Annotated in this window: 24 protein-coding genes; 9 read left to right on the top strand and 15 right to left on the bottom strand. The window is 57.6% G+C overall.

The features are described from left to right. Positions 1-38 precede the first annotated feature (38 nt). The 7 genes from chbG to osmE all read right to left on the bottom strand — a co-directional run bounded on the left by chbG (position 39) and on the right by osmE (position 5,981). Positions 39-797 carry a chitin disaccharide deacetylase gene (gene chbG / locus MKleb_RS15835; RefSeq protein WP_163586077.1) on the bottom strand — a complete coding sequence of 253 codons (759 nt, stop codon included), beginning with the start codon at positions 795-797 and terminating at the stop codon, positions 39-41. Positions 798-809: 12 nt separating this feature from the next. Further along, the gene (locus MKleb_RS15840) at positions 810-2,156 is read right to left on the bottom strand and encodes a 6-phospho-beta-glucosidase (protein WP_009653470.1); all 1,347 of its coding nucleotides are present in this window, start codon (positions 2,154-2,156) and stop codon (positions 810-812) included. Between the two features lie 102 nt (positions 2,157-2,258). Next, entirely contained in the window at positions 2,259-3,083 is an 825-nt protein-coding gene (chbR, locus tag MKleb_RS15845; protein ID WP_163586078.1) for a transcriptional regulator ChbR, read from the bottom strand. A 27-nt stretch (positions 3,084-3,110) separates the two neighbouring features. Further along, complete coding sequence (gene chbA / locus MKleb_RS15850; RefSeq protein ID WP_004850090.1) at positions 3,111-3,458, bottom strand: PTS N,N'-diacetylchitobiose transporter subunit IIA; 348 nt, start codon at positions 3,456-3,458, stop codon at positions 3,111-3,113. Between the two features lie 53 nt (positions 3,459-3,511). Further along, the gene (chbC, locus tag MKleb_RS15855) at positions 3,512-4,870 is read right to left on the bottom strand and encodes a PTS N,N'-diacetylchitobiose transporter subunit IIC (protein ID WP_004850089.1); all 1,359 of its coding nucleotides are present in this window, start codon (positions 4,868-4,870) and stop codon (positions 3,512-3,514) included. Between the two features lie 167 nt (positions 4,871-5,037). Further along, positions 5,038-5,358, bottom strand: a complete 321-nt coding sequence (locus MKleb_RS15860) for a PTS sugar transporter subunit IIB (RefSeq protein ID WP_217075990.1) — start codon at positions 5,356-5,358, stop codon at positions 5,038-5,040. A 284-nt stretch (positions 5,359-5,642) separates the two neighbouring features. Continuing rightward, entirely contained in the window at positions 5,643-5,981 is a 339-nt protein-coding gene (gene osmE / locus MKleb_RS15865) for an osmotically-inducible lipoprotein OsmE (protein WP_004850085.1), read from the bottom strand. Between the two features lie 230 nt (positions 5,982-6,211). On the opposite strand from osmE, the gene nadE reads away from it, so the two are divergent. Next, positions 6,212-7,039: an ammonia-dependent NAD(+) synthetase gene (gene nadE, locus MKleb_RS15870; RefSeq protein ID WP_004850083.1), complete on the top strand. Its 828-nt coding sequence runs from the start codon at positions 6,212-6,214 to the stop codon at positions 7,037-7,039. A gap of 107 nt (positions 7,040-7,146) precedes the next feature. Beyond that, complete coding sequence (gene cho, locus MKleb_RS15875; RefSeq protein ID WP_032749480.1) at positions 7,147-8,007, top strand: excinuclease Cho; 861 nt, start codon at positions 7,147-7,149, stop codon at positions 8,005-8,007. Between the two features lie 34 nt (positions 8,008-8,041). On the opposite strand, the gene MKleb_RS15880 is transcribed toward cho, so the two are convergent. The 8 genes from MKleb_RS15880 to MKleb_RS15915 all read right to left on the bottom strand — a co-directional run bounded on the left by MKleb_RS15880 (position 8,042) and on the right by MKleb_RS15915 (position 17,636). Continuing rightward, positions 8,042-10,072, bottom strand: coding sequence for a DUF2207 domain-containing protein (locus MKleb_RS15880; RefSeq protein ID WP_163586079.1), 2,031 nt, complete (start codon positions 10,070-10,072; stop codon positions 8,042-8,044). 4 nt (positions 10,073-10,076) lie between these two features. After that, positions 10,077-10,619: a LemA family protein gene (locus MKleb_RS15885; RefSeq protein WP_014228982.1), complete on the bottom strand. Its 543-nt coding sequence runs from the start codon at positions 10,617-10,619 to the stop codon at positions 10,077-10,079. Between the two features lie 191 nt (positions 10,620-10,810). After that, on the bottom strand, positions 10,811-11,293 hold the full coding sequence (gene spy / locus MKleb_RS15890; protein ID WP_014228981.1) for an ATP-independent periplasmic protein-refolding chaperone Spy: 483 nt from the start codon (positions 11,291-11,293) through the stop codon (positions 10,811-10,813). A 349-nt stretch (positions 11,294-11,642) separates the two neighbouring features. Further along, positions 11,643-12,608 (bottom strand): succinylglutamate desuccinylase, encoded by a 966-nt coding sequence (gene astE / locus MKleb_RS15895; RefSeq protein WP_163586080.1) that lies wholly within the window; start codon positions 12,606-12,608, stop codon positions 11,643-11,645. A gap of 9 nt (positions 12,609-12,617) precedes the next feature. Next, positions 12,618-13,943, bottom strand: coding sequence for an N-succinylarginine dihydrolase (gene astB, locus MKleb_RS15900; RefSeq protein WP_217075991.1), 1,326 nt, complete (start codon positions 13,941-13,943; stop codon positions 12,618-12,620). Beyond that, entirely contained in the window at positions 13,940-15,418 is a 1,479-nt protein-coding gene (gene astD, locus MKleb_RS15905; protein WP_163586082.1) for a succinylglutamate-semialdehyde dehydrogenase, read from the bottom strand. Before astD ends, astB begins: the two co-directional genes overlap by 4 nt. After that, entirely contained in the window at positions 15,415-16,449 is a 1,035-nt protein-coding gene (astA, locus tag MKleb_RS15910; protein ID WP_163586083.1) for an arginine N-succinyltransferase, read from the bottom strand. Before astA ends, astD begins: the two co-directional genes overlap by 4 nt. Next, positions 16,446-17,636 (bottom strand): aspartate aminotransferase family protein, encoded by a 1,191-nt coding sequence (locus tag MKleb_RS15915; RefSeq protein WP_217075992.1) that lies wholly within the window; start codon positions 17,634-17,636, stop codon positions 16,446-16,448. The genes astA and MKleb_RS15915 overlap by 4 nt, the downstream gene beginning before the upstream one ends. 444 nt (positions 17,637-18,080) lie before the next feature. Between MKleb_RS15915 and xthA the strand changes: the two genes are divergently transcribed. The 7 genes from xthA (at position 18,081) to MKleb_RS15950 (ending at position 24,280) form a co-directional block, all read left to right on the top strand. Then, entirely contained in the window at positions 18,081-18,887 is an 807-nt protein-coding gene (gene xthA / locus MKleb_RS15920; RefSeq protein WP_004850068.1) for an exodeoxyribonuclease III, read from the top strand. A 214-nt stretch (positions 18,888-19,101) separates the two neighbouring features. Continuing rightward, positions 19,102-19,734, top strand: a complete 633-nt coding sequence (locus MKleb_RS15925) for a TVP38/TMEM64 family protein (protein ID WP_406944018.1) — start codon at positions 19,102-19,104, stop codon at positions 19,732-19,734. Beyond that, positions 19,724-20,422 carry a TVP38/TMEM64 family protein gene (locus tag MKleb_RS15930; RefSeq protein ID WP_163586086.1) on the top strand — a complete coding sequence of 233 codons (699 nt, stop codon included), beginning with the start codon at positions 19,724-19,726 and terminating at the stop codon, positions 20,420-20,422. Before MKleb_RS15925 ends, MKleb_RS15930 begins: the two co-directional genes overlap by 11 nt. Beyond that, positions 20,419-20,970: a carboxymuconolactone decarboxylase family protein gene (locus tag MKleb_RS15935; RefSeq protein ID WP_163586087.1), complete on the top strand. Its 552-nt coding sequence runs from the start codon at positions 20,419-20,421 to the stop codon at positions 20,968-20,970. Before MKleb_RS15930 ends, MKleb_RS15935 begins: the two co-directional genes overlap by 4 nt. A 9-nt stretch (positions 20,971-20,979) precedes the next feature. Further along, on the top strand, positions 20,980-22,140 hold the full coding sequence (locus MKleb_RS15940; RefSeq protein ID WP_217075993.1) for an ABC transporter substrate-binding protein: 1,161 nt from the start codon (positions 20,980-20,982) through the stop codon (positions 22,138-22,140). Then, positions 22,113-23,648 (top strand): ABC transporter permease subunit, encoded by a 1,536-nt coding sequence (locus MKleb_RS15945; RefSeq protein WP_217075995.1) that lies wholly within the window; start codon positions 22,113-22,115, stop codon positions 23,646-23,648. The genes MKleb_RS15940 and MKleb_RS15945 overlap by 28 nt, the downstream gene beginning before the upstream one ends. Then, on the top strand, positions 23,648-24,280 hold the full coding sequence (locus tag MKleb_RS15950; protein ID WP_163586089.1) for an ATP-binding cassette domain-containing protein: 633 nt from the start codon (positions 23,648-23,650) through the stop codon (positions 24,278-24,280). Before MKleb_RS15945 ends, MKleb_RS15950 begins: the two co-directional genes overlap by 1 nt. Positions 24,281-24,335 lie beyond the last annotated feature (55 nt).

Raw genomic sequence — 24,335 nt, forward strand, 5'->3', positions numbered from 1 at the left:
AGCCCGGCATTTCTGCCGGGCTTCTCACTTCTCTTTACTTACACATCGCGATAGGTGCCGAGCCGGTAGCCGCGCTCGGCAATCGCATACTTCAGCGACTCGGCGGTGAGCACGTCCAGTTCGGTCAGGCGCGGGTAGCAATAGGCGCTACCCATAATCGTGTTATCAACGAACGCCGGGTGGCACATCACCTCCAGCGATCGCTCATCACGCTGGATAGAGGCATCCAGGGTTTGCAGAAACAGCGCTTCCGAAACCCCTTCCCCGTAAAACTCGCTGGTAAACCCGTCGCTGCTGCGCGCCGCATCCTGCGCTAAACCTGACAGCGTCGCCAGCTGCCGATCGATCCGCAGCGCCATCCCCTTCTCGCGCACAAAGGCCGCGACGATGGGGTAAATCTGCGCAATCATATGCACATGGTGATGGCTGTCGATATGCGTCGGCTCATGGCCAAACAGCTCGACGAAGCGCCGGTACTGGCACTCCAGCTCGTGCGCGATCTCATCCAGCGGCAGGCTATCCTCTTCCGCCATCTGCCAAATCCACTTACCGAGACGACCTTCGCGGGTTAAGCCCGGCATCGCCGACAGCGGTTCGCCCAGCGTCAGGACAAAGTGCATCCCAACCGCCAGCTCAGGGACGCAGCGGCTAAGCTGGGCAGCGTGGCCGATCGCCGCGCCGTTGACCAGCGCCGTCGTGGAGGTGACCAGACCGTTCTTGCAGGCTTCGATAATGCCGTAGTTTTGCCCTTTGCTTAGGCCAAAGTCATCGGCATTGACGATTAACACGCGTTCCATAAGCCGCTCCCGTTACTGTTTCAGTTTTTCGATAGTCGCCGCAAAGTTTGGCAGCCACTGCTCGTGCGCAAGGATCATCTCACGCGCCAGCTGTTCGGCGTCACGATCGGAGTGGATCAGCGGGCTCAGGTTAAGCGCCAGCAGCACGTCATCCAGTTTACCGCTGATTGCCGCTTCGCTGGCCGCGACTTCAAAGCCTTTAATGGTGTAAATCAGTCCCAGCACTTTTTCGTCGAAATGCGTGATGCGCGGCGTCGGTTTCGCACCGTCGCGACCCAGCGTACAGGTCATCTCGACCGCCCAGTCGGCCGGGATGTTATCCACGTGGCCATGGTGCGGCACGTTCACGTAATGTTCGGCCTGCTTATCATTGTAAATGGCGTTAATCACTTCACAGGCCGCGTCGGAGTAATACGCCCCGCCGCGCTGTTCCAGCTCTTTTGGTTTAACGTTCAGATCCGGATCTTTGTACAGCTCAAACAGCTGTTTCTCAACCTTCTGCACCACCTGCGCGCGGGCGCCGCCTTTGTAGTACTCGCCCATTTCAATCGCCAGCATCTCTTTTGGCTTAAAGTAGTAGAGCAGATAGGAACAAGGGATCAGGCGCAGCGAACGGAGCAGCCCTTCGCTAAACGGCAAATCAAAGATATTTTTCACCGAGTTTGCGCTCAATCGACCCGACGCCACGCCGTCAAGCAGCTCGTCAAAGCGCGAAACGCCGTTGACCAGCACATCCCGCACGAACACCAGATGGTTCAGACCAAACAGATCGATATTGAGCTCATCGCTCGGGCTCAGCTTCAGCACATCGGTGATAAACATCTTCATGCCGATAGGAATATTGCACACGCCGATAAAGCGCTTAAAGCCGGTATGACGATAAACCGCCTCGGTCACCATGCCCGCCGGGTTGGTAAAGTTAATCACCCAGGCGTTCGGACAGACTTCCTGCACATCTTTCACAATGTCAAAAATGACCGGAATGGTGCGCAGACCTTTAAACAGTCCGCCCGCGCCGTTGGTTTCCTGGCCTAAATAGCCGTGGCTCAGCGGAATACGCTCGTCCTTTTCGCGCGCCTTAAGCTGGCCGACGCGCAGCTGGGTGGTGACGAAATCTGCGCCTTCCAGCGCCGCGCGGCGATCGAGGGTCTTGTAGACTTTCATCGGGACGCCGGCTTTTTCCACCATGCGCTGGCACAGCGCGTGGATAATATCGAGCTTTTCCTGCCCTTCCGCGACGTCCACCAGCCACAGTTCGCTAATCGGCAGTTCATGATAACGCTTCAGGAATCCTTCCAGTAATTCCGGGGTATAGCTGCTGCCGCCGCCGATAGTCACTACCTTCAATTTCTGGCTCATCTTTTTCTCCCTTGCGGATAGCGCGTATGCGGCACCCGCTCTCCGTTTAAATACGGACAGTTAATTTGAATATTTAGACCGCGCGGACTATTCCGCGCCCGGTTAATTAATACTGGTGAGGTGTTTCCGATAGCTGCTGGGGGTAAAGGAAGTCAGCTTCTTGAATGTTTTAATAAACAGACTTGGGCTACTGTACCCCGACTCATAGGCGATATCGGTCACCGAGTAGTTAGTTATCTCCAGCTGTTTTTTGGCGAAGTTGATGCGAATATCGTTAATCATCTGCATCGGCGTTTTGGCGTAATAACGCTGGGTCGCCCGGGTTAAGTATTCCTGAGTTTTCCCGGAAAGCTCGACCATATTTTCCAGCGCCCCCTCGCCAAATTTAAGCTTATCGTGCATACCCTCAACGGTATTTTTTAACCATTGCGGAATAACGTCTTCCGTAGGTTCTTCACGATAATGCCGCAAACGATTCAGGGTGTAAAAAGACACCAGCTCGATAAATTCGTCGAATTCAGTTTCGCGAAAATTCAGTGATGCAATAACCGACTCAATATAACTGAGAAAAGTACTTTTAACGGCATAGACCTGTGAGGCGACCAGACCAAACGGCAGCAGCGGCAGATAGTGTTTCTCAAAGAAGCTTTTGCTGATGCCAACGTTAAGAATGCGCGTCGCACCAAATTCATAAAAACTCTGGTGATGCGACCCCATTGGGATGAAGACAAAATCCCCGCGCTCCAGCAGCACCCGCTTGCCATTAATAACCTGATAATAGCGCCCGGTTAAAACGATGGTGTACTCGTAGTAATCATGCTGGTGAAGCCCGCTTACGCTCTCCGTTTTGTTATAGATGACCACATGAAAGTTCTTGCCGTTAAAGAGTTGTTGCTCCCGGGCGGTACTGATTTCAGTGATCATCATCTTTGGCTGCCTCATCGTGTCGATGACCTATTGTACCTTCTCGTGCAGCTCAATCAATTCGGCAACCAGCTCACGAGCCAGCATTGAGGTCATCAGATGATCCTGCGCATGAACCAGCACCAGGCTCACCTTCATTTTGCCTTCACCCTCATCGCTCTCAATCAGCTGCGTCTGCACAAGGTGCGCTTCGCTCAGCGCCATGCGCGACTGTTCCATCATCGTTTTCGCCGCCTCGAAATCTCCCTGCTTAGCCTGCTTCAGCGCGGCATAAGCCAGGCTGCGCGCTTGACCGGAGTTGATAATCAGCCCCATCACCACCTCTTCGAGGTCGTTTACCGCGGTCTCTTCTGCTGCGATGTTATCCAGATCAAACATAATGACTCCCTTATTTCCAGGACGGTACGGGAAACCTCCCGTACCGCTCAATGTTAGAATTTCAGTGCGTTAGCGATATCTTCTTCGCTCTCTTCCTGCTCAATGACGCCCTGCGCTTTGTTGGAAATCACCACAAACGGCAGGTAGACCAGGGTGGACACGGCAAGGTTGAACAGGGCCAGCAGCAGAGCGGCTACGCTACCGTTGGTGTTAAAGAAGGCGCCTAAACCGGTCGGCATGGTCCACGGCGCGATATTGGTAATCGGCGGGATGATGCCCAGGGTATAAGCCGTCATGGTGATAGCCGCCAGCAGAGGCTGAATCAGAATGAAGGGGATAAACATCACCGGGTTCATAATGATCGGCAGACCGAACAGAATTGGCTCGTTAATCTGGAAGATGCCTGACGGCAGCGCCAGTTTCGCCACCTGACGATGATCCTCGCGACGTGAAGCGATAAAGATGGCGATGATTAAGCCCAGAGTCGCGCCGGTACCGCCAAGGAAGATGTAGGAATCCAGCATCGGCTTGGCCCACATATGGAAGCTCTTACCCGCGGCCAGCGCGGCCTCGACGGAACCGTACTGCTGGTAGGTTGCAATGTTTTCCAGCGCCCACGGCGTCATGATTCCGCTATCCAGCGCTGACAGCGCCAGCGACCCGTGTACGCCGAAGAACCACAGCAGCGAGGTGAAAATGACGTATGCCCAGCCTACGACGGCGCCCATTGAAGCCAGCGGCGTGGAGATGGTGTCCATGATGATCTGGTGGAAGTTAGTCCCCCAGTGGGTCAACGCCCAGGAGATAATCCCCATAATCGAGAGGATAATAAAGGCCGGGATAACCGCAGAGAATGAACGGGAAACCGAAGCCGGCACGCTGGATGGCAGCGTAATCACCCAGTTGCGATGCACGATAAAGGTGAACATCTCGGCAACGACCAGACCGATGACAATACCAGAAATGATATTGGCGCCGCCTAACCAGTTCGCACCCACGGCATAGGCTTCACCGACGCTATAAGGCGTGACGGTCATAAATGCCGCAACGGCCAGTAAACCGGCGGCCATCGGGTCTACTCTCCGCTCCTCAGCTAAAGCAGAGCCAATAAAGAAAGGCGCCATGAGCGACATAATGCCAAGCGTACCGTTATAAACGTTACCGCCGATAGCTTTAAAACCGTTAAGCGTTTCTATTGTAGACGCATCCAGACGGATGCCCATTGAATAAAAGAATGAGCCGTCGCCAAAGCTCAAAAATACGTTGTTAATTAAAACAAACATCGCCCCGGCTAGCGTCAATGGCATTAACTTAATAAAGCCGTTTTTAATTGCATTGACGTGGGGCTGCCTTCCTATTTTGACGGCAAAAGGCAGGAGTACCTTTTCAAGCGAGTCAATCACTTTACTCATAATAAATACCCTTTAAGGCCGCAATATAATCATTGCGGCAATGATAGATGAAATTACTCTTTGACGGGAAAATAAACTCTGGGTATTTCGGACAGCGAGCAGCTAAAACACACCCTCACGAAATTCTAACCGCTGCTATCCGAAATATGTCGAGTTTTAAAATAAAATTATTGTGCAGCAGCTTTCTTAATGACCGCAACGGCCGCTTTCAGAACACCTAAACCATCGATCTTACCGTACAGAACAGAATCAATGACTTCTACGGGTTTATTTGGCAGTAAACGCTGAATGTCCGGCAGCATATAGGAAATTTGTGGGCCTAATAATACGACATCCGCATCAGGTCCTTTTTCACCGGCTAAGGTCTCCGGAAATGCTTCAATAATCACCGGCACTTCATACTTCTCGGCCTGGGCACGCATTTTCGATACCAGCAGTGATGTCGACATCCCAGCAGAACAGAACAGGTAGATATGTTTCTTTTCCATGAACGCTTCCTCAATTTGTGTGACCCGGTCCTCTCTGCATCATTGATGCCTGAGAGGCGGTAAGAGATGTTTCTTTGAATTAGTATTGTTTATGCATTGAGTATACGGCATCGATCGACAGCAGGATAATTCCTCCTTGAACAGAATTGTCTCTCATTGACCTCGCGTTTTGACTGCCTTCACATTTCCCTCAAATAATTCGCGCAATTAAATAAGCATCAGAACTCATAAAAAAACCCGACCACTGGTCGGGCTTTCGTAGGAATCAGCACTATGGCGGGGCGTTACTTACTGTTGCGTGGGTCGGTATCGTACTCGGCGCAGGTCTGATAACCAGAATTCATTACGCGGCCGGTTTCATCCAGCGCAACGAAGTAGGTTTCAATTTTACCATCGCGTTGACCCAGGATATATGTCTGGCAGGTACCGCGCGCGTGGATCATGGTGACTTCTGATGAAGGTTTACCGGCAATTTGCGCAACCTGCGCGCGGGTCATGCCTTTCTTAACGTCTTTTACCACGGGTTGAGTAAACTGATCTTTCGTACGGTCGTAGGCCGTACACCCTGCCAGCAGGGTCAATACTGCTGCTGCGCCCAGAAATCCTGCAAAATGCTTGTTCATATACCATCCTCTTATTTTTGGCGTGTTAATAAGCCTGGAATAAATATCGTTATTTTTCAAGCCGAAGGTGGAAATGAAGCGAAATTAAGAGCTTTCCAATAATAAATCCCCTCTTGTTGAGGTTGCCTGCTTTTGCTTCACTCAAAATTGTGATCCTTGTCGTTTTACCGGCAAAGAGGTAGGTTAAACCACTGCTGATTGGCAAACAGATTCACTTCCCGGAGGGCGCAATGACGCTACAACAAGAGATTATTCAGGCGCTGGGCGCAAAACCCCAGATCGATGTCGAAGCCGAGATACGCCGCAGCGTAGACTTTTTGAAGGCCTATCTTCAGAGATACCCTTTTATTAAATCACTGGTCCTCGGCATCAGCGGCGGCCAGGACTCAACGCTAACCGGTAAATTGTGTCAGTTAGCCATCAACGAACTGCGTGCCGAAACCGGTGACAGCAGCCTGCAGTTTATTGCCGTGCGCCTGCCCTACGGCGTGCAGGCGGATGAGCAGGACTGCCAGGACGCTATCGCTTTTATTCAGCCGGATCGCGTATTAACGGTCAATATCAAAGGCGCCGTGCTGGCCAGCGAACAGGCGCTGCGCGAGGCCGGGATTGAACTTAGCGACTTTGTTCGCGGTAACGAAAAAGCCCGCGAACGCATGAAGGCGCAGTACAGCATCGCCGGAATGACCCACGGCGTCGTGGTGGGTACCGACCATGCGGCGGAAGCCATTACCGGATTCTTCACCAAATACGGTGATGGCGGTACGGATATTAACCCTATTTTTCGCCTTAACAAACGCCAGGGCAAACAGCTGCTGGCCCAGCTAGGCTGCCCGGAGCATCTGTATAAAAAACTGCCGACCGCCGATCTTGAGGACGACCGCCCCTCCCTGCCGGACGAAGTGGCGCTGGGCGTGACCTACGAAAATATCGATGATTATCTGGAAGGCAAAGCGCTGGATGAGAAAATTGCGAAAACGATTGAAGGCTGGTATTTGAAAACCGAGCATAAACGCCGACCGCCGATTACGGTCTTCGACGACTTCTGGAAAAAGTAATTCGCCTCTCCCCCCTCCGCCCCGACCCGGTTCGGGGCGATTTTTTATCCTTTTCGCCTCTTCCTTCGGCTGCTATACTGGATAAATAACCAGCACCAGGAGCAAAAGTGGCAAGAAGGCAATCCGCCCCGCGTCTCGAATTTGAAGCGGCGGCAATTTATGAGTATCCCGAACATCTGCGCCCGTGGCTTGAGGCTTTGCCCAGGCAGCCGGGGGTGTATCTGTTCCACGGCGAAAGCGATACCCTACCGCTCTATATCGGGAAAAGCGTGAATATCCGCAGCCGGGTGTTGTCACATCTGCGCACGCCCGACGAAGCGGCGATGCTGCGCCAGTCCCGGCGCATTACCTGGCAACGAACGGCGGGAGAGCTGGGCGCACTCTTATTAGAGGCACAGCTCATTAAAGAACAGCAGCCGCTATTCAATAAGCGTCTGCGGCAAAACCGACAGCTATGTTCATTACGCCTGGCTGACGCCCGTCCGCAGGTGGTGTACGCCAGCGAGCTGGATTTTTCCCTGCAAAGCGATCTCTATGGTCTTTTTGCCAACCGCCGCGCGGCGCTGCAGGCGCTGCAAAAAATTGCCGACGAGCATCGCCTGTGCTACGGATTAATGGGCCTCGAGCCGCTCAACCGCGGGCGGGCCTGCTTTCGTTCGGCGCTCGGCCGCTGCGCGGGCGCCTGTTGCGGAAAAGAGAGCGTTGAAACACACCAGCAGCGTCTGGTCGATAATATGCAAAAGATGCAGCTGGTATGCTGGCCCTGGGCCGGGGCGATCGCGCTGGAAGAGAGCAGCGAGGATATGACCCAATACCACATTATTCAAAACTGGCTTTGGCTTGGCGCGGTAGAGTCTCTGTCGCAGGCGTCATCACTCACGCGCCTGTCGGCCAAATTTGACCATGACGGTTATAAAATATTGTGTAAGCCGCTGCTCAGCGGCCGCTATAAGCTCCATCCTCTGTGAGGCGAATGTCAGCCCCGATACTCTATCGGGGCAATTACCAGCCGCCCCCGCCGCCGCCGCCCGAGCCGCCTCCGGATGAACCGCCTCCGGAGGAACCGGAGCCGCTGTAACCGGAACCTGATGATGAACCGCTATCCGGCGTTGACATAGAGGCGGTTCGGCAGGCTTCGCTGAAGTGGTGGACGCTTCCCCAGTCGGCGCCGGCAAACGCATGCGACACGGCGCCTGTACTACTCAGGTAGTGGGCAAAGGTATTTGCCCATGTTTTCCCTACGCCAAGCGCCAGGGCAACCGGCAGCAGCGCTTCAAAATGGGAAATCATCTGCTCGGGCGGATAGATAATCTGATAACGATGCTTTTCGGCGGTGCCCAGATAGCGCATCAATCCTTTCGCGATAGCCAGTTCATCAAGCCCGCGCTGCGTATAGCGAGGCGTTTTCCAGGCAACGAAAACGCACAGCACCAGCGCGGCCATAAGCGCGCCAATGTATCCTGACGGAAGCTGGGTGATGGGCAGTATACCAAAGAGAAAAATCCCGCCTCCCAGCGTCGCGAAGGGGCCGAAGATCGCCCAAAAAAAGAGCGGCACCGGCCCCCAGGCACGCCACATTTCCCGCGGGCGGCATATAAAGCGCAGCAAACAGGCGAGCATCGCTCCGCCAATCAGCATAAAAACCGCGGCCGGTATCGTCAGCAGCGCGGCCTCCGTATTAACCCAAAGACCGCAGGCCACCGGCACCAACAGCGCAATGTAGATGCAGCGCCGCAGCGGCTGCCCCCATTTGCGAAATAATTTATCCCGCTGCGCTTCACAACGCTTTTCCTGCTCTGCACGCGCTGTCTGCATCGATCGCTGATGGGCCTTGCTGAGATCGATATTTTTTTGTTTACCTTTAAAGAGCGTACTTAATAGCTGCCTGTCATCATAGTTTAATTGCCGGTTTCCCTCGACGGGCAAACGGGTCAGCCGCTGTTTTACGCCGGCGTTCGCAAGCCACGGGTTAGGGGTGTGTTGACTGTCCCCGCTGACCGCCATTCCGCGTTTAGCCACCAGCGCTAATAAATCGCTACTAAAAGCCACATCATCATATTTACGCCGGGTGATAAAACGCAGGTAGCCCGGAGACATGCCGGGAGGCGGCGAATAAAGCGCAACGACCGGCGGCATTTTTAGCCCGGCTTTGGTGACGTTTTTTCGCCACCACATCAGGTAATAAGCGGCCATCAGCAGCAGAGGTAGCCAGACCACACCGGTTTTTAGGGTGGGGATAAGGAGATGCACCAGCGGCAAAGCGGCCTCCGGCGCCGGAGCGTCGGCAAGGATCGACCGAGGCCAGGTATAGACTACGGTCAGCCCCTCCCCCCGCGCCAGAGGCCGCAGGGTGCGGACGCTACCGTCAGGAAGCACCTGCGCGTTGTGTTCTTTCGCCCCTGCGACGCCGGTATAAACATCAAGCGATCGCACTCTGGCGTCCTTAGCGTCGGCGTTGAGATTTCCGGCGGCGTCCGGCAGTTCAAGACGAAAGCTGGCCTTGCTGATAGGCCACGCCCAGTCATTGCCCGTCACGTTCCAGTAAAGCTCATCCCATTCGGGAAAGCGGCTGAAATGGTTGCTGATTTGATAGCGAATCTCGTAGTTATAGATCCCTGGTTTCAGGACCCGTTCGCCGCTGCCAATGCGTACCGTCAGGTTTTTTTCTGCTTCATCAAGGCTAAACGGCTCAGGCACGCCATTGCGCAACACCGACTCGATCGCGTAATACACGCGAAAGATCTTGCCGTCCTGGCGGTTCCAGGTCAGGGGCAGCGTACGGAAAATCCCCCGCCGAATCTGTCTGCCCAGAGAAAGTACTTTGATATTTTCCCGCATCTCCATGCTACCGTCCGGGTTAAAGCGCGCCCGGGCATCGAAAGAGAGGATATGTTCATACGCTGGAATAGCGCCAGCGGGAAGCTGAGAAGCATCCTTAATGATGATCATGTCGCCGGCGGCAAAAGCCGCGCTGATGTTCAGAAGCAGCAGCAGGACGAGGGTACGCAGCCCCCGAACAAGTAAATTCGCCATTTAATCACGCCATCCGCGGCGATTTAGCTTCTTCTGGTGAGTCCAGCTCGAAGAAAACTTCCGTTTGAAAATTAAACAGTCGCGCCAGCAGCAGGCTGGGGAAAGACTCGACCAGGATATTGAAATCGCGCACCGTACCGTTGAAGTAGCGGCGAGCCATCTGCAGCTGCTCTTCTATTTCGCTGAGAGATTGCTGTAAGGCAAGGTAGTTTTCGCTGGCTTTAAGTTCCGGGTACGCTTCGCCGAGCGCGAAAACGCGCCCTAGCGTACCAGAGTACTGGCGTTCGCTGTCGGCGATCTGTCGGGTGCTGCCGACCAGTTCGCCGCGCTGGCGGGAGATCTCTTCCAGCAGTTCTTTTTCATGCTGCGCATAGCGTTTCACCAGGCTCAGCAGATTCGGCGCCAGGTCGTGGCGGCGCTTAAGCTGTACGGCAATGCCGCTCCAGGCTTCGTCTTTGAAACGTCGCAGGGAGATAAAGCGGTTATAGGTCATCACGACCCAGATGAGGACGACAACGAGGACGGCGAGGCCGATATACATTTCCATATGCAAGATCCATGAGCAGAGTAGGCTTTAGACCAGGACACCAGAGTCCGTGGCGATGGCACTCATACTGGCACATTCGTCCCTGCCGGGTAAATCAGCTTGTCGCTACAGATAAAGAAAAACCGCCGGTCCTGCCCAAAGCCTGTTGGCGTTATTGGGCAAGACCGGCGGTCTTAAGTCAGCGCGCTGAGTTATTCAGCAGGTGCAGGCATTTTACCTTCCGGCGCTTTACGATCTGTCAGATGCTTCTCAAAATTGGCATTGAACTGCTTTTTCTGTTCCGGCGTCAGAATGTTGTAAATCTTGTTCTGGGTTTCCAGACGAGCCAGCGCCATCTCTTTATGCTGGGCTTCCATCTTATCAATCTGCGCTTCCGCTTTTGCCTTATCGAAGGTATCGCTGGCTACCAGCTCATGCATCGCGCGGCGCTCATCCAGGGACGGACGCTTCATGTTGTCGCGCTGGCTCTTCATAATGTCGCGGATTTGCGTTTTCTGCGCATCGGTCAGGTTCAGCCCTTTAAACATCATTTCATGTGGGCCCGCAGGTCCGCGCTTATGATGCATCATCGGCGCGTTATCGGTTGGGGTTGCAGTAGCGTCAGCCGCGTGGGCCAGGTTAGCCGCGCCCAGAGCCAGAGTAGAGGCAACAAACAGTGCAGTAATCTTCTTCATAGTTCAATCCTTACTTTGCGTTATTCTTACGGCGCGTTGCCGTGTTGACGAGATTAACTTTACGACGTTTATCGTCAATTAATCAGAGCAAGCGTAAAACATTGAAAGTGTAAAAAACATTTTCTCGCCAATTATGGAGAAAATAAGGAAAATGAGGGGATAAATGCAATAAAAAATAAATAAGCAACTGTTTTAGTGGGAAATTATGAGGATTATAAATCAGCAGAGATTAAAAACAAAGCATTTAACCAGGAATAATCTGCAATCAATGGACAGAGCACGAAAAAATAAGATGACTGCGGAAAAATAAACGCTGAAATAAATGCCGCCGCCCGGACGGGCGACGGATTCACCGGAAGCGCTCCAGCATGAGCCCGGCGCGCTGGCCGAAGGCGACGCTGGGGTTGGGAAACAAAACGTACTCTTGCTCCCTTTCCACTACGTAGCGGGTATCGCCATCCTCAGCAAGCAGCGTCCCGGCGGCAAACGGCGTAAAGTTCAGCGTCTGCGCCGACATATGCAGCCAGAAACTGTCGCTGCTGCGGGTAATTTGCTGTACCACCCTGTAGCGCAGCGGCGCGTGCGCCTCTTCCGCCGCCACTTCTCCCGCCAGCAGCAGCGACAGCGCGCGTTGAGTCGCCGCGAACAAGCGCAGATCGTTTTCGCCAAAAGGTAGCGCCTTGCCGAGCTCCAGCGTGCAGGAGCGCGCGCCGAAGCGTTCGCAGCTGAAATGGGTAAAAGTTCCGCCAGGCTGCTGATGAAACACCAGCGCCTCCAGCCCTGCCGCCCCTAACCAGCGCAAAAACGCTTCATCCCACGGCGTATCCCGCGCCGGCAGGACACCAAAGCGGGTATGCAGCGAACCGCGTATGGCGGTATGTAAATCCAGGTGCCAACGCTCGCCGGGCATCCCGGCATAAAATCGCGCCAGCGCATGCTCCAGCTGCCGGGCGCGAACGGTTTCATCGCTGGCGCTAAAAGCGCGCCATCGCTCGCCGAACATCCGGTTGATATCGCTGTGCATATAGCGCTTGTTGGCCCGCAGCGCCGGAGGGTTACCAAAGATCGCCAGCAGCCGCCAGCGGAGCGGTATTTCCCCACGAAACAGCTGCCGCAGCAGTAAATCGGTGATTTCGACCGGTGCGGTTTCATTGCCGTGAAGCCCGGATGACAAAACCAGCGACCGATCGCAGGGTTCATGGGGAATGAGCTGCAGAATACCGCAGTCAATCCAGTGCCAGCGGAAATGCGCGGTTTGACCATGGAAATGGTGGGGCAGACGCCCCGCCAGAGTAAGTGCCAGAAAGTCGTCCACGACGCCTCCTTATTGCTGAAACGGATACACTGAGCCCAGGCGCAGGATTTGCGTTAAGCGGTCGAGCGCCTCGCGGCCTTCGCGCAGCAGCTGCGGGTCCGCGAGATCGACCTGGGTCAGGCGATCGCGATAGTAGCGGTCTACCCAGTCATTAAGGGTGGCGAACAGCGTATCGTTCATCATGACCGCCGGATTCACCGCCTGTCGCTCGTCCTCCGTCAGCACCACCCGCAGCCTCAGGCAGGCCGGGCCGCCGCCGTTGGCCATGCTTTCGCGCAGATCGTAAACCTGTAGCTCATCGATGGGGTTATCGCCCTCCACCAGCCGGTTCAGGTAGCGCCAGACGCCCGGGTGTTCCTGCGCTTCCAGCGGCAAAATCAGCTGCATCCCGCCTTCTTCTTTGCTCAGCAGCTGGCTGTTGAACAGATAGGTCGCCACCGCCTCTTCCACCGAAACCTGACTCGCCGGCACCACCAGTGGCGTAAAGCCGGAGACCTGCTGCGCCAGCTGCTGCAAGAGCTGCGGCTGGTCAACAAACGCCTGTTCGTGGCAAAACAGCACCTGCTGATTGCTTACCGCAATCACATCGTTATGAAACACGCCCTTATCAATCACCGCCGGATTTTGTCGGGCGAAAATCACCTGCCGGGGATTGACCTGATTCAGGCGGGCGACGACCTGGCTGGCCTCGAGCGTCTGCCGCGCAGGGTAGCGCAGCGGATTATCTTCGCCCCCCTGCTGGCGGCCGTAAATAAACAGCTGCACGCCGGGCGCGCCGTAGTCGCCGCCGAGGCGGTTATGGTTTGCCGCCCCTTCATCGCCGAACAGCGATACCTGGGGCAGCGCGCCGTGTACGGCAAACCGCTGCTCATCGGGGAAAATCGCCCGTAGCAGCGCTTCGGTGGTCGGCGCTTCGCTGGCGCGATGGAATTTATCGTTCAGGTTGGCGACGGTCAGATGCACCCGGCCATCCAGCGAATCGGCCGAGGGCGAGACCGTGGCGGCGTTAGCCACCCACATTGATGACGCGGAGCTGACCGCCGAGAGCAGTTCCGGCGCCTGGCGCGCCGCTTTTTCCAGCACCTGCTCATCGCTACCGCTAAAACCGATCTGCCGCAACAGCGGAATGTTTGGCCGCTCCTGCGGCGGGATCAGCGCCTGCGGATAGCCCGCATCCGCCAGCGCTTTCATTTTTTTCAGCCCCTGCTTTGCCGCCAGCTGCGGGTTCGACACCCGATAGCGGTGCTTCGTCGAGGCTTCGTTGCCGAAAGATAAACCCGCATAGTGGTGGGTCAGGCCCGGCAGCCCGTCAAAGTTCACTTCCCGGGCTTTCATTGTGATGTCTCCTTACGGAAATTCAGCCCGGGGCTGAGGGTTGCCGGCAGCGCCAGCTCCGGTGATTCGAGACTGGCCATCGGCCAGGCGCAATAGTCTGCGGCGTACCACGCCCCCGGCCGGTGGTTACCGGAAGCGCCGGTACCGCCGAACGGCGCGGTGCTGGCGGCGCCGGTTAAGGGTTTGTTCCAGTTAACGATCCCGGCCCGCGCCTCCAGCAGCAGCTGGTCGAATTTGTCGCGTTCGGCGGAGATCAGCCCGCAGGAAAGCCCGAAACGGGTCGCGTTAGCGAGGGCAATCGCCTCATCGAAATGGTCATAGCGCCAGACGCAGAGCAGCGGCCCGAAGACCTCTTCGTCGGCCACCTGCGCCACCGCGCTCATCTCGATAATACCCGGCGTCAGCAGCGAGGTTCCGGCCTGCAGCAGGCGCGGCTCCAGCAGGGTTTTTCCGCCGCTGGCCACGTGGGCCAGCCAGGCCTGATGTACCTTTTGCGCGGCCTGCGCTGAAATTAACCCGCCGAGGAACGGCTGAGGTTCAGCGTCCCACGCGTCGGGAATCAGCGTTTGTGACACCGTCACAAGCCGCTGAAGAAACGCATCGCCGGCCTCGCCGCGTTTAACCAGCAGCCGCCGCGCGCAGGTACAGCGCTGTCCGGCAGTAATAAACGCCGACTGAATGGTCAGATGGACCGCGGCGTCGATATCCTGTGGGTCATCGACGATCAGCGGGTTGTTGCCGCCCATCTCAAGAGCGAGAATTTTTTCCGGCTGCCCGGCAAGCTGGCGATGAAGTTGAAAACCCGTCGCAGAGCTGCCGGTAAATAGCAGGCCGTCGATGTCAGACTGGCCGCTCAGCGCTTCGCCGGTTTCCCGCCCGCCCTGGAGCAGGTTAAGCACGCCCGGCGGCAGGCCGGCTTCGGCCCATAGCTTCACCACCGCCTCACCGCTTTGAGGCGTCAGCTCGCTGGGTTTGAATACCACGGTATTTCCCGCCAGCAGCGCCGGAACGATATGCCCGTTAGGCAAATGTCCGGGAAAATTGTAGGGGCCAAAGACCGCCAGTACGCCGTGCGGCCGATGGCGCAGCGTCGCCTCTCCGTCCGCCATCGCGGTCTGCGCTTCCCCCGTACGGCTATGGTACGCGTTCACCGAAATGGCGATTTTGTTGATCATCGCGGTAATTTCCGTTGCCGCTTCCCAGCGCGGTTTGCCGGTCTCCTGGGCGATAATCCGGGTTAATTCGCCTTTGTTCGCTTCCAGTAACGAAGCAAACTTTTCCGCTATCGCTTTCCGGGCGGCAAACGGCTGACGCGCCCACGCGGGAAACGCCGCGCGCGCCGCGGTGACCGCCAGCGCCACCTGCCCGGCATCGGCATCGTTGCCCTGCCACAGCAGCGCCTGGCTTACCGGGTTATGTTTACTACGGGCCGGGCCGCGACCGCTTTGCCAGTCGCCGTTAATCCATAAACTCATGATTTTTTCTCCTCAGGGCACAGACGAACCAGGCGAATATGGTCGCCGGGGTGGCATTTCAGGGCATCCAGCTCGCGCGCGCTTAGCACCAGGCGGTCGCTCTCCGGGTCGGCGTGAACGAGCATGGCGCGAAACTGCTGGTACTGCTCATTAGCAACCAGACAGGCCGGCCACTCGCCCGGCGCGGGCTGGCCTTCGACGACGGTGACCAGCCGGCTTTTGCGAATGGCCCGCACCCGGTCAATTTCGCACTCCAGCGTCGGGCCGCCGTCGAAGATATCGACGTAGTTGAGATAGCGAAATCCCTCTTTCTCCAGCACCGCGCGTGCCGGCGCGGTTTGCGGATGGACCTCGCCGATGACCGCTCGCGCTTCGTCGCTTAAAAAGTCGATATACAGCGGGTGCTTCGGCATCAGCGCGGCGATAAACGCCTTCTGCCCGGTGCCGCACAGGTAGTCTGCGCGGGAGAACTCCATTGCGAAGAAGCGTTTCCCGAGACTCTCCCAGAACGGCGAGTAGCCGTGTTCGTCAATGACGCCGCGCATTTCCGCCACGACCTTATCGTTGAAACGTTCGCGAAAGGCGGCCATAAACAGAAAACGCGATTTCGACAGCAGATAGCCGTTGCCCTCTTTACGCCATTTTGGGTCCAGGAACAGCGTACACAGTTCGCTGCTGCCGGTATGGTCGTTACTGAGAAACAGCGTCGGCAGGGCGTTGTAGACGTTAAGCTCTTTCGATGCGTGCACCTGGGTACCGACGCGATAGTTGTACCAGGGGTCATTAAGCCCGACGGCCACCTCAATGGCGCAAATTCCCGCTACCGCGCCGCTGGCGCAGTCCTCAAGAACGAACACATAACCCTGCTCGCTTTTCGGCAGCTCGCCGCGCCAGGTCATCTGCGAACGTTCAATGCGCGCGGCCAGCGTGGCTTCATCGGCCGGCAGCGACGTCAGGCCGCCGCCGGTCTCGCCCGCCAGGGTCATTAGCCCCGGCAGATCGCCTTTTTCTACAGGACGGATCACCATCATGATGAGACCCCCGCGAGAAAGCGTTTGCAGGCCAGTTCGAAGCGATCCAGCCCGGCGTTGATCTCTTCTTCGCTGATAATCAGCGCCGGAGCGAAACGCACCACGTTGGCGCCGGCGATCAGCATCATCAGCCCCTCTTCCGCCGCCTCATTACTGATGGTCTTCGCCTTGCCGGCATATTCATCCTTCAGCACGCAGCCGATAAGCAGCCCCAGGCCGCGAATCTCTTTAAACAGGCCGTAACGCGATTGATGGCGCTGCTTAACGCCGCTGAGCACTTCGCGGGTGTTGACGATGGCAAACACTTCTCCCGCCACCGCGCAGGCCAGCGGGTTGCCGCCGTAGGTCGTGCCGTGGGTGCCGACGGTCATCACGCTGGCGCAGCGCTCCGATGCCAGCAGCGCGCCGATCGGGAAACCGCCGCCCAGCGCTTTCGCGGTGGAAAGCACGTCCGGCGTCACGCCGTAGTGCATATAGGCGTACAGCTCCCCGGTACGGCCGACGCCGGTCTGGACTTCGTCGAAAATCAGCAGCGCGTTGTGCGCATCGCACAGCTCACGCAGGCCGCGCAGGAAGTCCGCATTCGCAGGCACTACGCCGCCTTCACCCTGCATCGGTTCAACGATCACCGCGCAGGTATTGTCGTCGATCAGCGCCTTTGCCGAATCGAGGTCGTTATAGATGGCGTGCTGAATCTGCGGCGGCAGCGGCGCAAAATCCTGCGAATAGGCCGGCTGGCCGCCAGCGGAAACGGTAAACAGCGTACGGCCGTGGAAGGCATTCTTGAACGCCACGATGCCGCTTTTCTCGCTGCCGAAACGATCGTGGGCATATTTGCGCGCCAGTTTTAGCGCCGCTTCGTTGGCTTCGGCCCCGGAGTTACAGAAAAAGACCCGGTCGGCAAAAGTGGCATCAATCAGCTGCTTAGCCAGACGCAATACCGGCTCATTGGTATAGCCGTTACCGGTATGCCAGAACTTTTCCGCCTGTCCGGTCAGCGCTTTAACCAGCCGAGGATGAGCGTGACCGAGGGCGTTCACCGCAATGCCGCCGGCAAAATCGATATACTCTTTTCCCTGCTGATCCCACAGGTGTGACCCCTCGCCGCGTACCGGAATAAAAGCCGCTGGCGCGTATACAGGCATCATCCATTCATCAAAGTTGCTACGCGTTATTGACTGAGACATATCGACCTCTTCCGGTAAATAAAAAGTTTAAATAATGTTAATGAATATGGTTATTACGCTGTAAATGTAGATTGCACGGTTCGTGCCAGCCAGAGGTAAAAATGCATAAATCGAGGTCGCCAACGAAATATCAATAAGTTACGAAAGACCGTTATTCACATAAAATGCATAAAAAGTGAATAAAAATACTAAAAGAGGCTTTTGCAGTGGAATAAAAAGAAAGATTATGCAGGGGTAAGATATAATTCTGTAATTGTGATCCTTGACGAAATTTATCGGCAATAATCGCCCTTTTTTGGCGCAGCGCGTCCCAGAATGGTGCACAGTTTGTGCAAACAGGCTACCAACCGCTGCAATCGGCAGAATAAAGCGCCTTTGCGCAGCCAGCCCGGCGAATTTCTGCTACCATCCCTGCACTATTCACCTTGCACAGTGGCAGCGACTATGAAATTTGTCTCTTTTAATATCAACGGCCTGCGTGCCCGCCCGCATCAGCTGGCCGCCATCATCGATAAACACCAGCCCGACGTCATCGGCCTACAGGAAACCAAAGTTCACGACGATATGTTTCCTCTCGAAGAGGTGGCAAAGCTGGGATATAACGTCTTTTATCACGGGCAGAAAGGCCATTACGGCGTCGCGCTGCTGACCAAAGAGACGCCAATCTCCGTGCGTCGCGGTTTCCCAAACGATGGTGAAGAGGCCCAGCGCCGCATCATCATGGCGGAAATCCCTTCCCCGTTTGGCAACGTGACGGTGATTAACGGCTATTTCCCGCAGGGCGAAAGTCGCGATCATGAAACCAAATTCCCGGCGAAGGCGGCGTTTTATCAGAACCTGCAAAACTACCTTGATACCGAACTGAATAAAGAGAATCCGGTACTGATCATGGGCGACATGAATATCAGCCCGACCGATCTCGATATCGGCATCGGTGAAGAGAACCGTAAGCGCTGGCTGCGTACCGGCAAGTGTTCCTTCCTGCCGGAAGAGCGCGAATGGATGGAGCGCCTGCTGGGCTGGGGCCTGGTGGATACTTACCGCCATGCGAATCCGCAGGACAACGAACACTTCTCGTGGTTCGACTATCGCTCTAAGGGCTTTGACGATAACCGCGGGCTGCGTATCGATCTGCTGCTGGCAAGCACCCCGCTGGCGCAGCGCTGCATCGAAACCGGCATCGACTACGAAATTCGCGCAATGGAAAAGCCGTCCGACCACGCGCCGGTATGGGCGACCTTTAAAGTCTAAATATTCCCTCCGTCAGGCTCTCCCGTCCGGAGAGCCTGAGCCATATCAAAAAAAGCCGCCGTCAGAGATTGTGAACGGCGGCAAACTATTATACTGTCGCGCGCACTTCAGACCGCCGGCGCCATACAGGAGAACCCAATGCAAAAGAAGCCGTCATAAAGCAGAATATAAGCTGCTTTTTGTTGTGGTGATATTGAGCATTGTCGCCTGTCTTATTCAGCAGTCGGGTTTTGCCGGGCTGGTTACCCATTTTGATCGTCTGCGCGAAATGATCCGCCAGAGCGGCGCCTTCGGCTATACGCTCTATATTCTGCTGTTTATCGTCGCCACCCTGTTTTTGATTCCGGGCACTCTTTTAGTGATTGCCGGCGGGGTGATTTTCGGCCCGCTGGCGGGAACCTTGCTATCGCTGCTGGCGGCGACGCTCGCCTCCTCCGCGTCGTTTCTGTTCGCCCGCTGGCTGGGCCGCGAGCTGCTGCTTAAATACGTCGGGCAGACGGCGATTTTTCAGGCCATTGAAAAAGGTATCGCCCGTAGCGGCACCGATTTTTTAATTCTGACCCGGCTCATCCCGCTGTTTCCCTATAATGTTCAGAACTACGCCTATGGCCTGACGGCGATTCCGTTCTGGACGTTTACCTTTATTTCCGCCCTCACCACCTTGCCCGGCATATTTATCTATACGCTGATGGCCAGCGAGCTTATCCGCGAGGGTATCACCCCCCTGTTTATACTGAAGCTGACCCTCGCGGGGCTGGCCTTATTTGTCCTGATTCAGGCGGCGAAAAGATATGCCCGCTATCGGCGAATCGAGACATCACGGATACAGGCTCACGATGAAAAATAGCAACGCGCGCTACCGGATAGCCATCGGCATGACGCTGTTTGCGCTTCTGCTGGCATGGTGGCTGATACCCGGCGTCAATGAGTTTATGCAGCGCAGCCTCGCCGCTTTTGCCACGCTCGATCAGCAGGCTATTGAACGCTTTATCGACTCCTGGGGCCCGCAGGAGGCGCTGGTCTCCTTCGCCCTGATGATTTTGCAGGCGATTATCGCCCCGCTTCCCGCCTTCCTGATCACCTTCGCTAACGCTTCCCTGTTCGGCGCCTTCTGGGGCGGCGCGCTGTCGTGGGTGAGCGCGATGGCCGGCGCGGCGCTGTGCTTTTTTATCGCCAGAGCGCTCGGCCGCGACGCGGTGGAAAAGCTCACCGGCAAGAGCGTACTGCAGAGTACGGATGGCTTTTTTACCCGCTACGGCAAACACACCATATTAATCTGCCGTCTGCTCCCTTTCGTTCCCTTCGACCCGGTGAGCTACGCCGCCGGGCTGACGTCAATGCGCTTTCGCCACTTTATGCTGGCCACCGGTCTCGGCCAGCTGCCCGCGACGATAGTCTATTCGTGGACCGGCAGCCTGCTGACCGGCGGCACATTCTGGCTGGTGACCGGTTTATCGATCCTGTTTGCGCTGGCGATTGTGGTGGTGGTCGCGAAAGCGCTCTATCTTGAACAACAAAAGAGGCGTTCACGATGAGCTTACCCCCTCTGAAGTCCATTCCGCTGATTCTTCGCCCGCAGGCCTGGCTGCATCGTCGCCACTACGGCGAGGTGCTCAGCCCTATCCGCTGGTGGGGCCGTATTCCGCTGGTGTTTTACCTGGTGTCGATGTTCGTCGGCTATCTGGAACGCAAGCGTTCGCCCCTCGATCCGGTGCTGAGATCGCTGGTCAGCGCCCGCGTCGCGCAGCTGTGCCTGTGCGAGTTTTGCATTGATATCACCAATATGAAGCTGGCGGAACGCAGCGGCGGCAGCGCTAAGCTGCTGGCGGTCGCCGAATGGCGGGACAGCGCGCTATTCAGCGACCGCGAGCGGCTGGCGCTGGAGTATGCCGAGGCGGCCAGCATGACGCCGCCGGTGGTCGACGATGCGATGCGCGACAGGCTGGCAGGCCAGTTTGACGCCCGCACGCTCACCGAACTCACGGCGCTGATCGGTTTACAAAACCTGTCGGCGCGCTTTAATTCGGCCATGGCGATCCCCGCCCAGGGATTGTGCCGGATCCCAACTGATTCAAAACCATAAGGAGTGGTTATGCGCAGTGTGCTGGTCTTCGCTTTGCTGTTGCTCTCCCCGCTGGCCGCCAGCGCTGGCTGGCAATCCCTACAACAAGAAGCCCGCGGCCAGACGGTGTGGTTTAACGCCTGGGGCGGCGATCCGGCGGTGAACCGCTATCTCGACTGGGTCAGCGGTGAGGTGAAGCGCGACTACGCTATCGACCTGCGCATCGTGCATATTGCCGATGCCGCCGATGCGGTCAAGCGTATCCAGACCGAAGCCCGCGCCGGACGCAGTAAAGGCGGTTCCATCGATCTGCTGTGGGTCAACGGCGAAAACTTCCGCACCCTGAAAAACGCCAGGCTGCTGCAAACCCGGTGGGCGGAAACCCTGCCCAACTGGCGCTTTGTCGATACGCAAAAGCCGGTGCGCGAGGATTTCTCCATCCCCACCGACGGCGCCGAGTCACCGTGGGGCGGCGCGCAGCTCACTTTTATCGCCCGCCGCTCACAAACGCCCGACGGGCCCACCTCTCCGCAGGCGCTGCTGGCTTTCGCCGCCGCGCATCCCGGCAGCGTCACCTACCCGCGTCCGCCGGATTTTACCGGTACCGCGTTTCTTGAACAGCTGCTGCTGACGCTGACTCCGCGGCCCGACGCGCTACGCCAGCCGCCTGAGGAGGCCACCTTCGCCGCCGTGACCGCGCCGCTGTGGCACTATCTTGATCGGCTCCACCCTCTGCTGTGGCGCCAGGGCCGCGACTTCCCGGCTTCGCCCGCCCGCATGGATGCCATGCTTAAAAATGGGACCCTCAGGCTGTCCATCACCTTTAACCCGCTGCACGCGCAGCAAAAAGCGGTCAGCGGCGAGCTGCCGAAAGACAGCTACGGTTTCGGCTTCCGCGAGGGGATGCTTGGCAACGTCCACTTTGTGGCGATCCCGGCCAATGCCCGGGCGACGGCGGGGGCGAAAGTGGTCGCGAATTTCCTGCTCTCGCCGCAGGCCCAGCTGCGCAAGGCCGACCCGACGGTGTGGGGCGACCCCAGCGTGCTGGATCCGGCGAAATTAACCGAGACTGAGCGGCAGGCCTTTAACGCCGTTGTGCCGCAGAATATGCCGCCGATGCTGGGTGAACCGCACGCGGCCTGGGTTGACGCGCTGGAGCAGGAATGGCTGCGCCGCTACGGCACGTACTAAGGCTGCTGACCTGGGCCGCCGTCGCGCTGATCTATCTGCCGCTGCTGCCGGCCGCTGCGCTGATGGCGCTTCCGGCGCTCCGCCGCGCGCGCTGGCTGTCGCTGTTTGCCGACCCGCAATTCAGCCAGGCGCTGGCGGCGACTCTCGTCTCAACCCTGCTATCGGTTGGCGGCGCGCTGATCATCACGCTCACCGTCGTGGCCGCACTCTGGCCGTCGGGCGGCTGGCGGCGGCTGGCCGCAAGGCTCCCTCTGCTGCTGGCGGTGCCTCACGTGGCCTTCGCCACCGCCGCCCTGCTGCTCTTCGCCGATGGCGGCTGGCTCTCGCGCCTGTTGCCCTTTTTTACCCCGCTAGTTGACCGCTACGGCATTGGACTGGGCCTGACGATGGCGCTCAAAGAGAGCGCGTTCCTGCTGTGGGTGGTTTATAGCCTGTTAGGCGAGAATCGCCTGGCCGGACAGGCAACGGTATTAAAGAGCCTCGGCTACGGACGCTGGCAGTGCCTGAAATGGTTAGTCTTGCCCACGCTGCTTCCGTCGCTGTCGATAGCGCTGCTGGCCACCGCCGCCTGGAGCCTTTCGGCGGTCGACGTCGCGCTGGTGATTGGCCCGGGTAACCCGCCGACGCTGGCGGTGCTGGCCTGGCAATGGTTAAGCCAGGGCGATGAGATCCAGCAGGCAAAAGGCGCCCTCGCCAGCCTGGTACTGCTGCTGACGCTCGCCATCATGGCGCTGGCGGCGTGGGGAGTCTGGCGTCTCTGGCGACGGCGGATCCCGCAGGTGCAGGGGATCCGCCACCCACAGCCGCGGGCGCTCGCCGGGAAAAGCTTCGCCCTTCTTCTACCGCTGTGCGGCGTGGCCTGCGCCCTGCTGCTTGCCGCGGCGGCGCAGAATAGCCAGCCGGTCAGCGATAGCGTCGGCAACAGCCTGTGGCTTGGACTCTGCTCAGCGTCGCTCGGCGCGGTTATCTGCCTGCTGTGGCTGGCGTCTGGCCCTTCCCGTTTCGACGGATGGATCTGGCTGCCGCTGATTTTACCGGCTCTGCCGCTGGTAGACGGCCAATATCAGCTGGCGCTGTATACGTGGCTGGACGGCGAGTGGATCGCCGTTTTATGGGGGCACCTGCTGTGGGTCGTGCCGTGGATGCTGTTTATTCTGCGTCCCGCGTGGCGCGCTCGCGACCCGCGCATGGAGCTGCTCGCCCGCACCCTCGGCTGGCAACGAGGCCGCATCTTCTGGCTGGTTACCTTACCCGCCCTGACGCGTCCTCTGCTGACCGCGCTGGCGGTGGGCTTTTCGGTAAGCATCGCGCAATATCTGCCGACGTTATGGCTGGGGGGCGGACGGTTCCCGACGCTCACCAGCGAAGCCGTCGCGCTGAGCAGCGGCGGCGAGACGTCCACTCTGGCCGCGCAGGCGCTATGGCAGCTACTGCTGCCGGCGCTGTTTTTTGCCGCCACCGCGCTGCTGGCCTGGCTGACCGGCCGCTATCGACAAGGATTACGCTAATGTTGATCGTCAAAAACCTGGCTCTCAGCCTCAACGGAGAGCCGCTGCTGCGCAACGTCGACTTTTCCGTTGCTCCCGGCGAGATACTGACCCTGATGGGCCCCTCGGGCAGCGGTAAATCAACCCTGTTCGCCTGGATGGTCGGCGCGCTGGCGGAGAATTTTCGCGCCGCCGGCGAGCTGTGGCTGGATAACCAGCGCTGCGACAGTTTACCCACCGAGCGACGGCGCATCGGCATCCTGTTCCAGGACGCGCTGCTGTTCGACCACTTCAGCGTCGGGCAAAATTTACTGCTGGCGCTTGCCGCTGACGTCCGCGGCCCCCAGCGCAAAGCCCAGGTCGAACAGGCGCTGGAGCGCGCCGGTCTGGCGGGGTTTTATACGCGCGATCCGGCCACCCTTTCCGGCGGCCAGCGGGCGCGGGTCAGCCTGCTGCGCGCCCTGCTGGCCCGACCGCGGGCGTTGCTGCTGGATGAGCCATTTAACCGCCTCGACGTTGCGCTGCGCGCCGATTTTCGCCGCTGGGTGTTCAACGAACTGGCGCGGCAGGCGATCCCCGCGGTGCTGGTCACGCATGATGACCAGGATACGCCCGCCGGCGGGCGCTGTTTGCATATGGGGCTCTGGCAATGAAAGCCTGCGCTATCGCAAAGAATTCTCCGCGTTGTTCGCGGAGAATTGCCGCTCA

Origin of the sequence: Klebsiella sp. PL-2018, assembly GCF_019048985.1 — a bacterium.
In the GTDB taxonomy this organism is placed as follows: domain Bacteria; phylum Pseudomonadota; class Gammaproteobacteria; order Enterobacterales; family Enterobacteriaceae; genus Klebsiella; species Klebsiella michiganensis.

Bases quoted from the DNA above. Each gene is read 5' to 3' on its own strand.
- chbR (WP_163586078.1), bottom strand. From the start codon at position 3,083: ATGATGATCACTGAAATCAGTACCGCCCGGGAGCAACAACTCTTTAAC.
- MKleb_RS15885 (WP_014228982.1), bottom strand. From the start codon at position 10,619: ATGGAAATGTATATCGGCCTCGCCGTCCTCGTTGTCGTCCTCATCTGG.
- MKleb_RS15935 (WP_163586087.1), top strand. From the start codon at position 20,419: ATGAGCTTACCCCCTCTGAAGTCCATTCCGCTGATTCTTCGCCCGCAG.
- astB (WP_217075991.1), bottom strand. From the start codon at position 13,943: ATGAAAGCCCGGGAAGTGAACTTTGACGGGCTGCCGGGCCTGACCCAC.
- MKleb_RS15930 (WP_163586086.1), top strand. From the start codon at position 19,724: ATGAAAAATAGCAACGCGCGCTACCGGATAGCCATCGGCATGACGCTG.
- chbA (WP_004850090.1), bottom strand. From the start codon at position 3,458: ATGTTTGATCTGGATAACATCGCAGCAGAAGAGACCGCGGTAAACGAC.
- MKleb_RS15880 (WP_163586079.1), bottom strand. From the start codon at position 10,072: ATGGCGAATTTACTTGTTCGGGGGCTGCGTACCCTCGTCCTGCTGCTG.
- nadE (WP_004850083.1), top strand. From the start codon at position 6,212: ATGACGCTACAACAAGAGATTATTCAGGCGCTGGGCGCAAAACCCCAG.
- astA (WP_163586083.1), bottom strand. From the start codon at position 16,449: ATGATGGTGATCCGTCCTGTAGAAAAAGGCGATCTGCCGGGGCTAATG.
- xthA (WP_004850068.1), top strand. From the start codon at position 18,081: ATGAAATTTGTCTCTTTTAATATCAACGGCCTGCGTGCCCGCCCGCAT.
- chbC (WP_004850089.1), bottom strand. From the start codon at position 4,870: ATGAGTAAAGTGATTGACTCGCTTGAAAAGGTACTCCTGCCTTTTGCC.
- osmE (WP_004850085.1), bottom strand. From the start codon at position 5,981: ATGAACAAGCATTTTGCAGGATTTCTGGGCGCAGCAGCAGTATTGACC.
- MKleb_RS15860 (WP_217075990.1), bottom strand. From the start codon at position 5,358: ATGGAAAAGAAACATATCTACCTGTTCTGTTCTGCTGGGATGTCGACA.
- MKleb_RS15940 (WP_217075993.1), top strand. From the start codon at position 20,980: ATGCGCAGTGTGCTGGTCTTCGCTTTGCTGTTGCTCTCCCCGCTGGCC.
- chbG (WP_163586077.1), bottom strand. From the start codon at position 797: ATGGAACGCGTGTTAATCGTCAATGCCGATGACTTTGGCCTAAGCAAA.
- MKleb_RS15950 (WP_163586089.1), top strand. From the start codon at position 23,648: ATGTTGATCGTCAAAAACCTGGCTCTCAGCCTCAACGGAGAGCCGCTG.
- spy (WP_014228981.1), bottom strand. From the start codon at position 11,293: ATGAAGAAGATTACTGCACTGTTTGTTGCCTCTACTCTGGCTCTGGGC.
- MKleb_RS15945 (WP_217075995.1), top strand. From the start codon at position 22,113: ATGGCTGCGCCGCTACGGCACGTACTAAGGCTGCTGACCTGGGCCGCC.
- astD (WP_163586082.1), bottom strand. From the start codon at position 15,418: ATGAGTTTATGGATTAACGGCGACTGGCAAAGCGGTCGCGGCCCGGCC.
- MKleb_RS15915 (WP_217075992.1), bottom strand. From the start codon at position 17,636: ATGTCTCAGTCAATAACGCGTAGCAACTTTGATGAATGGATGATGCCT.
- MKleb_RS15840 (WP_009653470.1), bottom strand. From the start codon at position 2,156: ATGAGCCAGAAATTGAAGGTAGTGACTATCGGCGGCGGCAGCAGCTAT.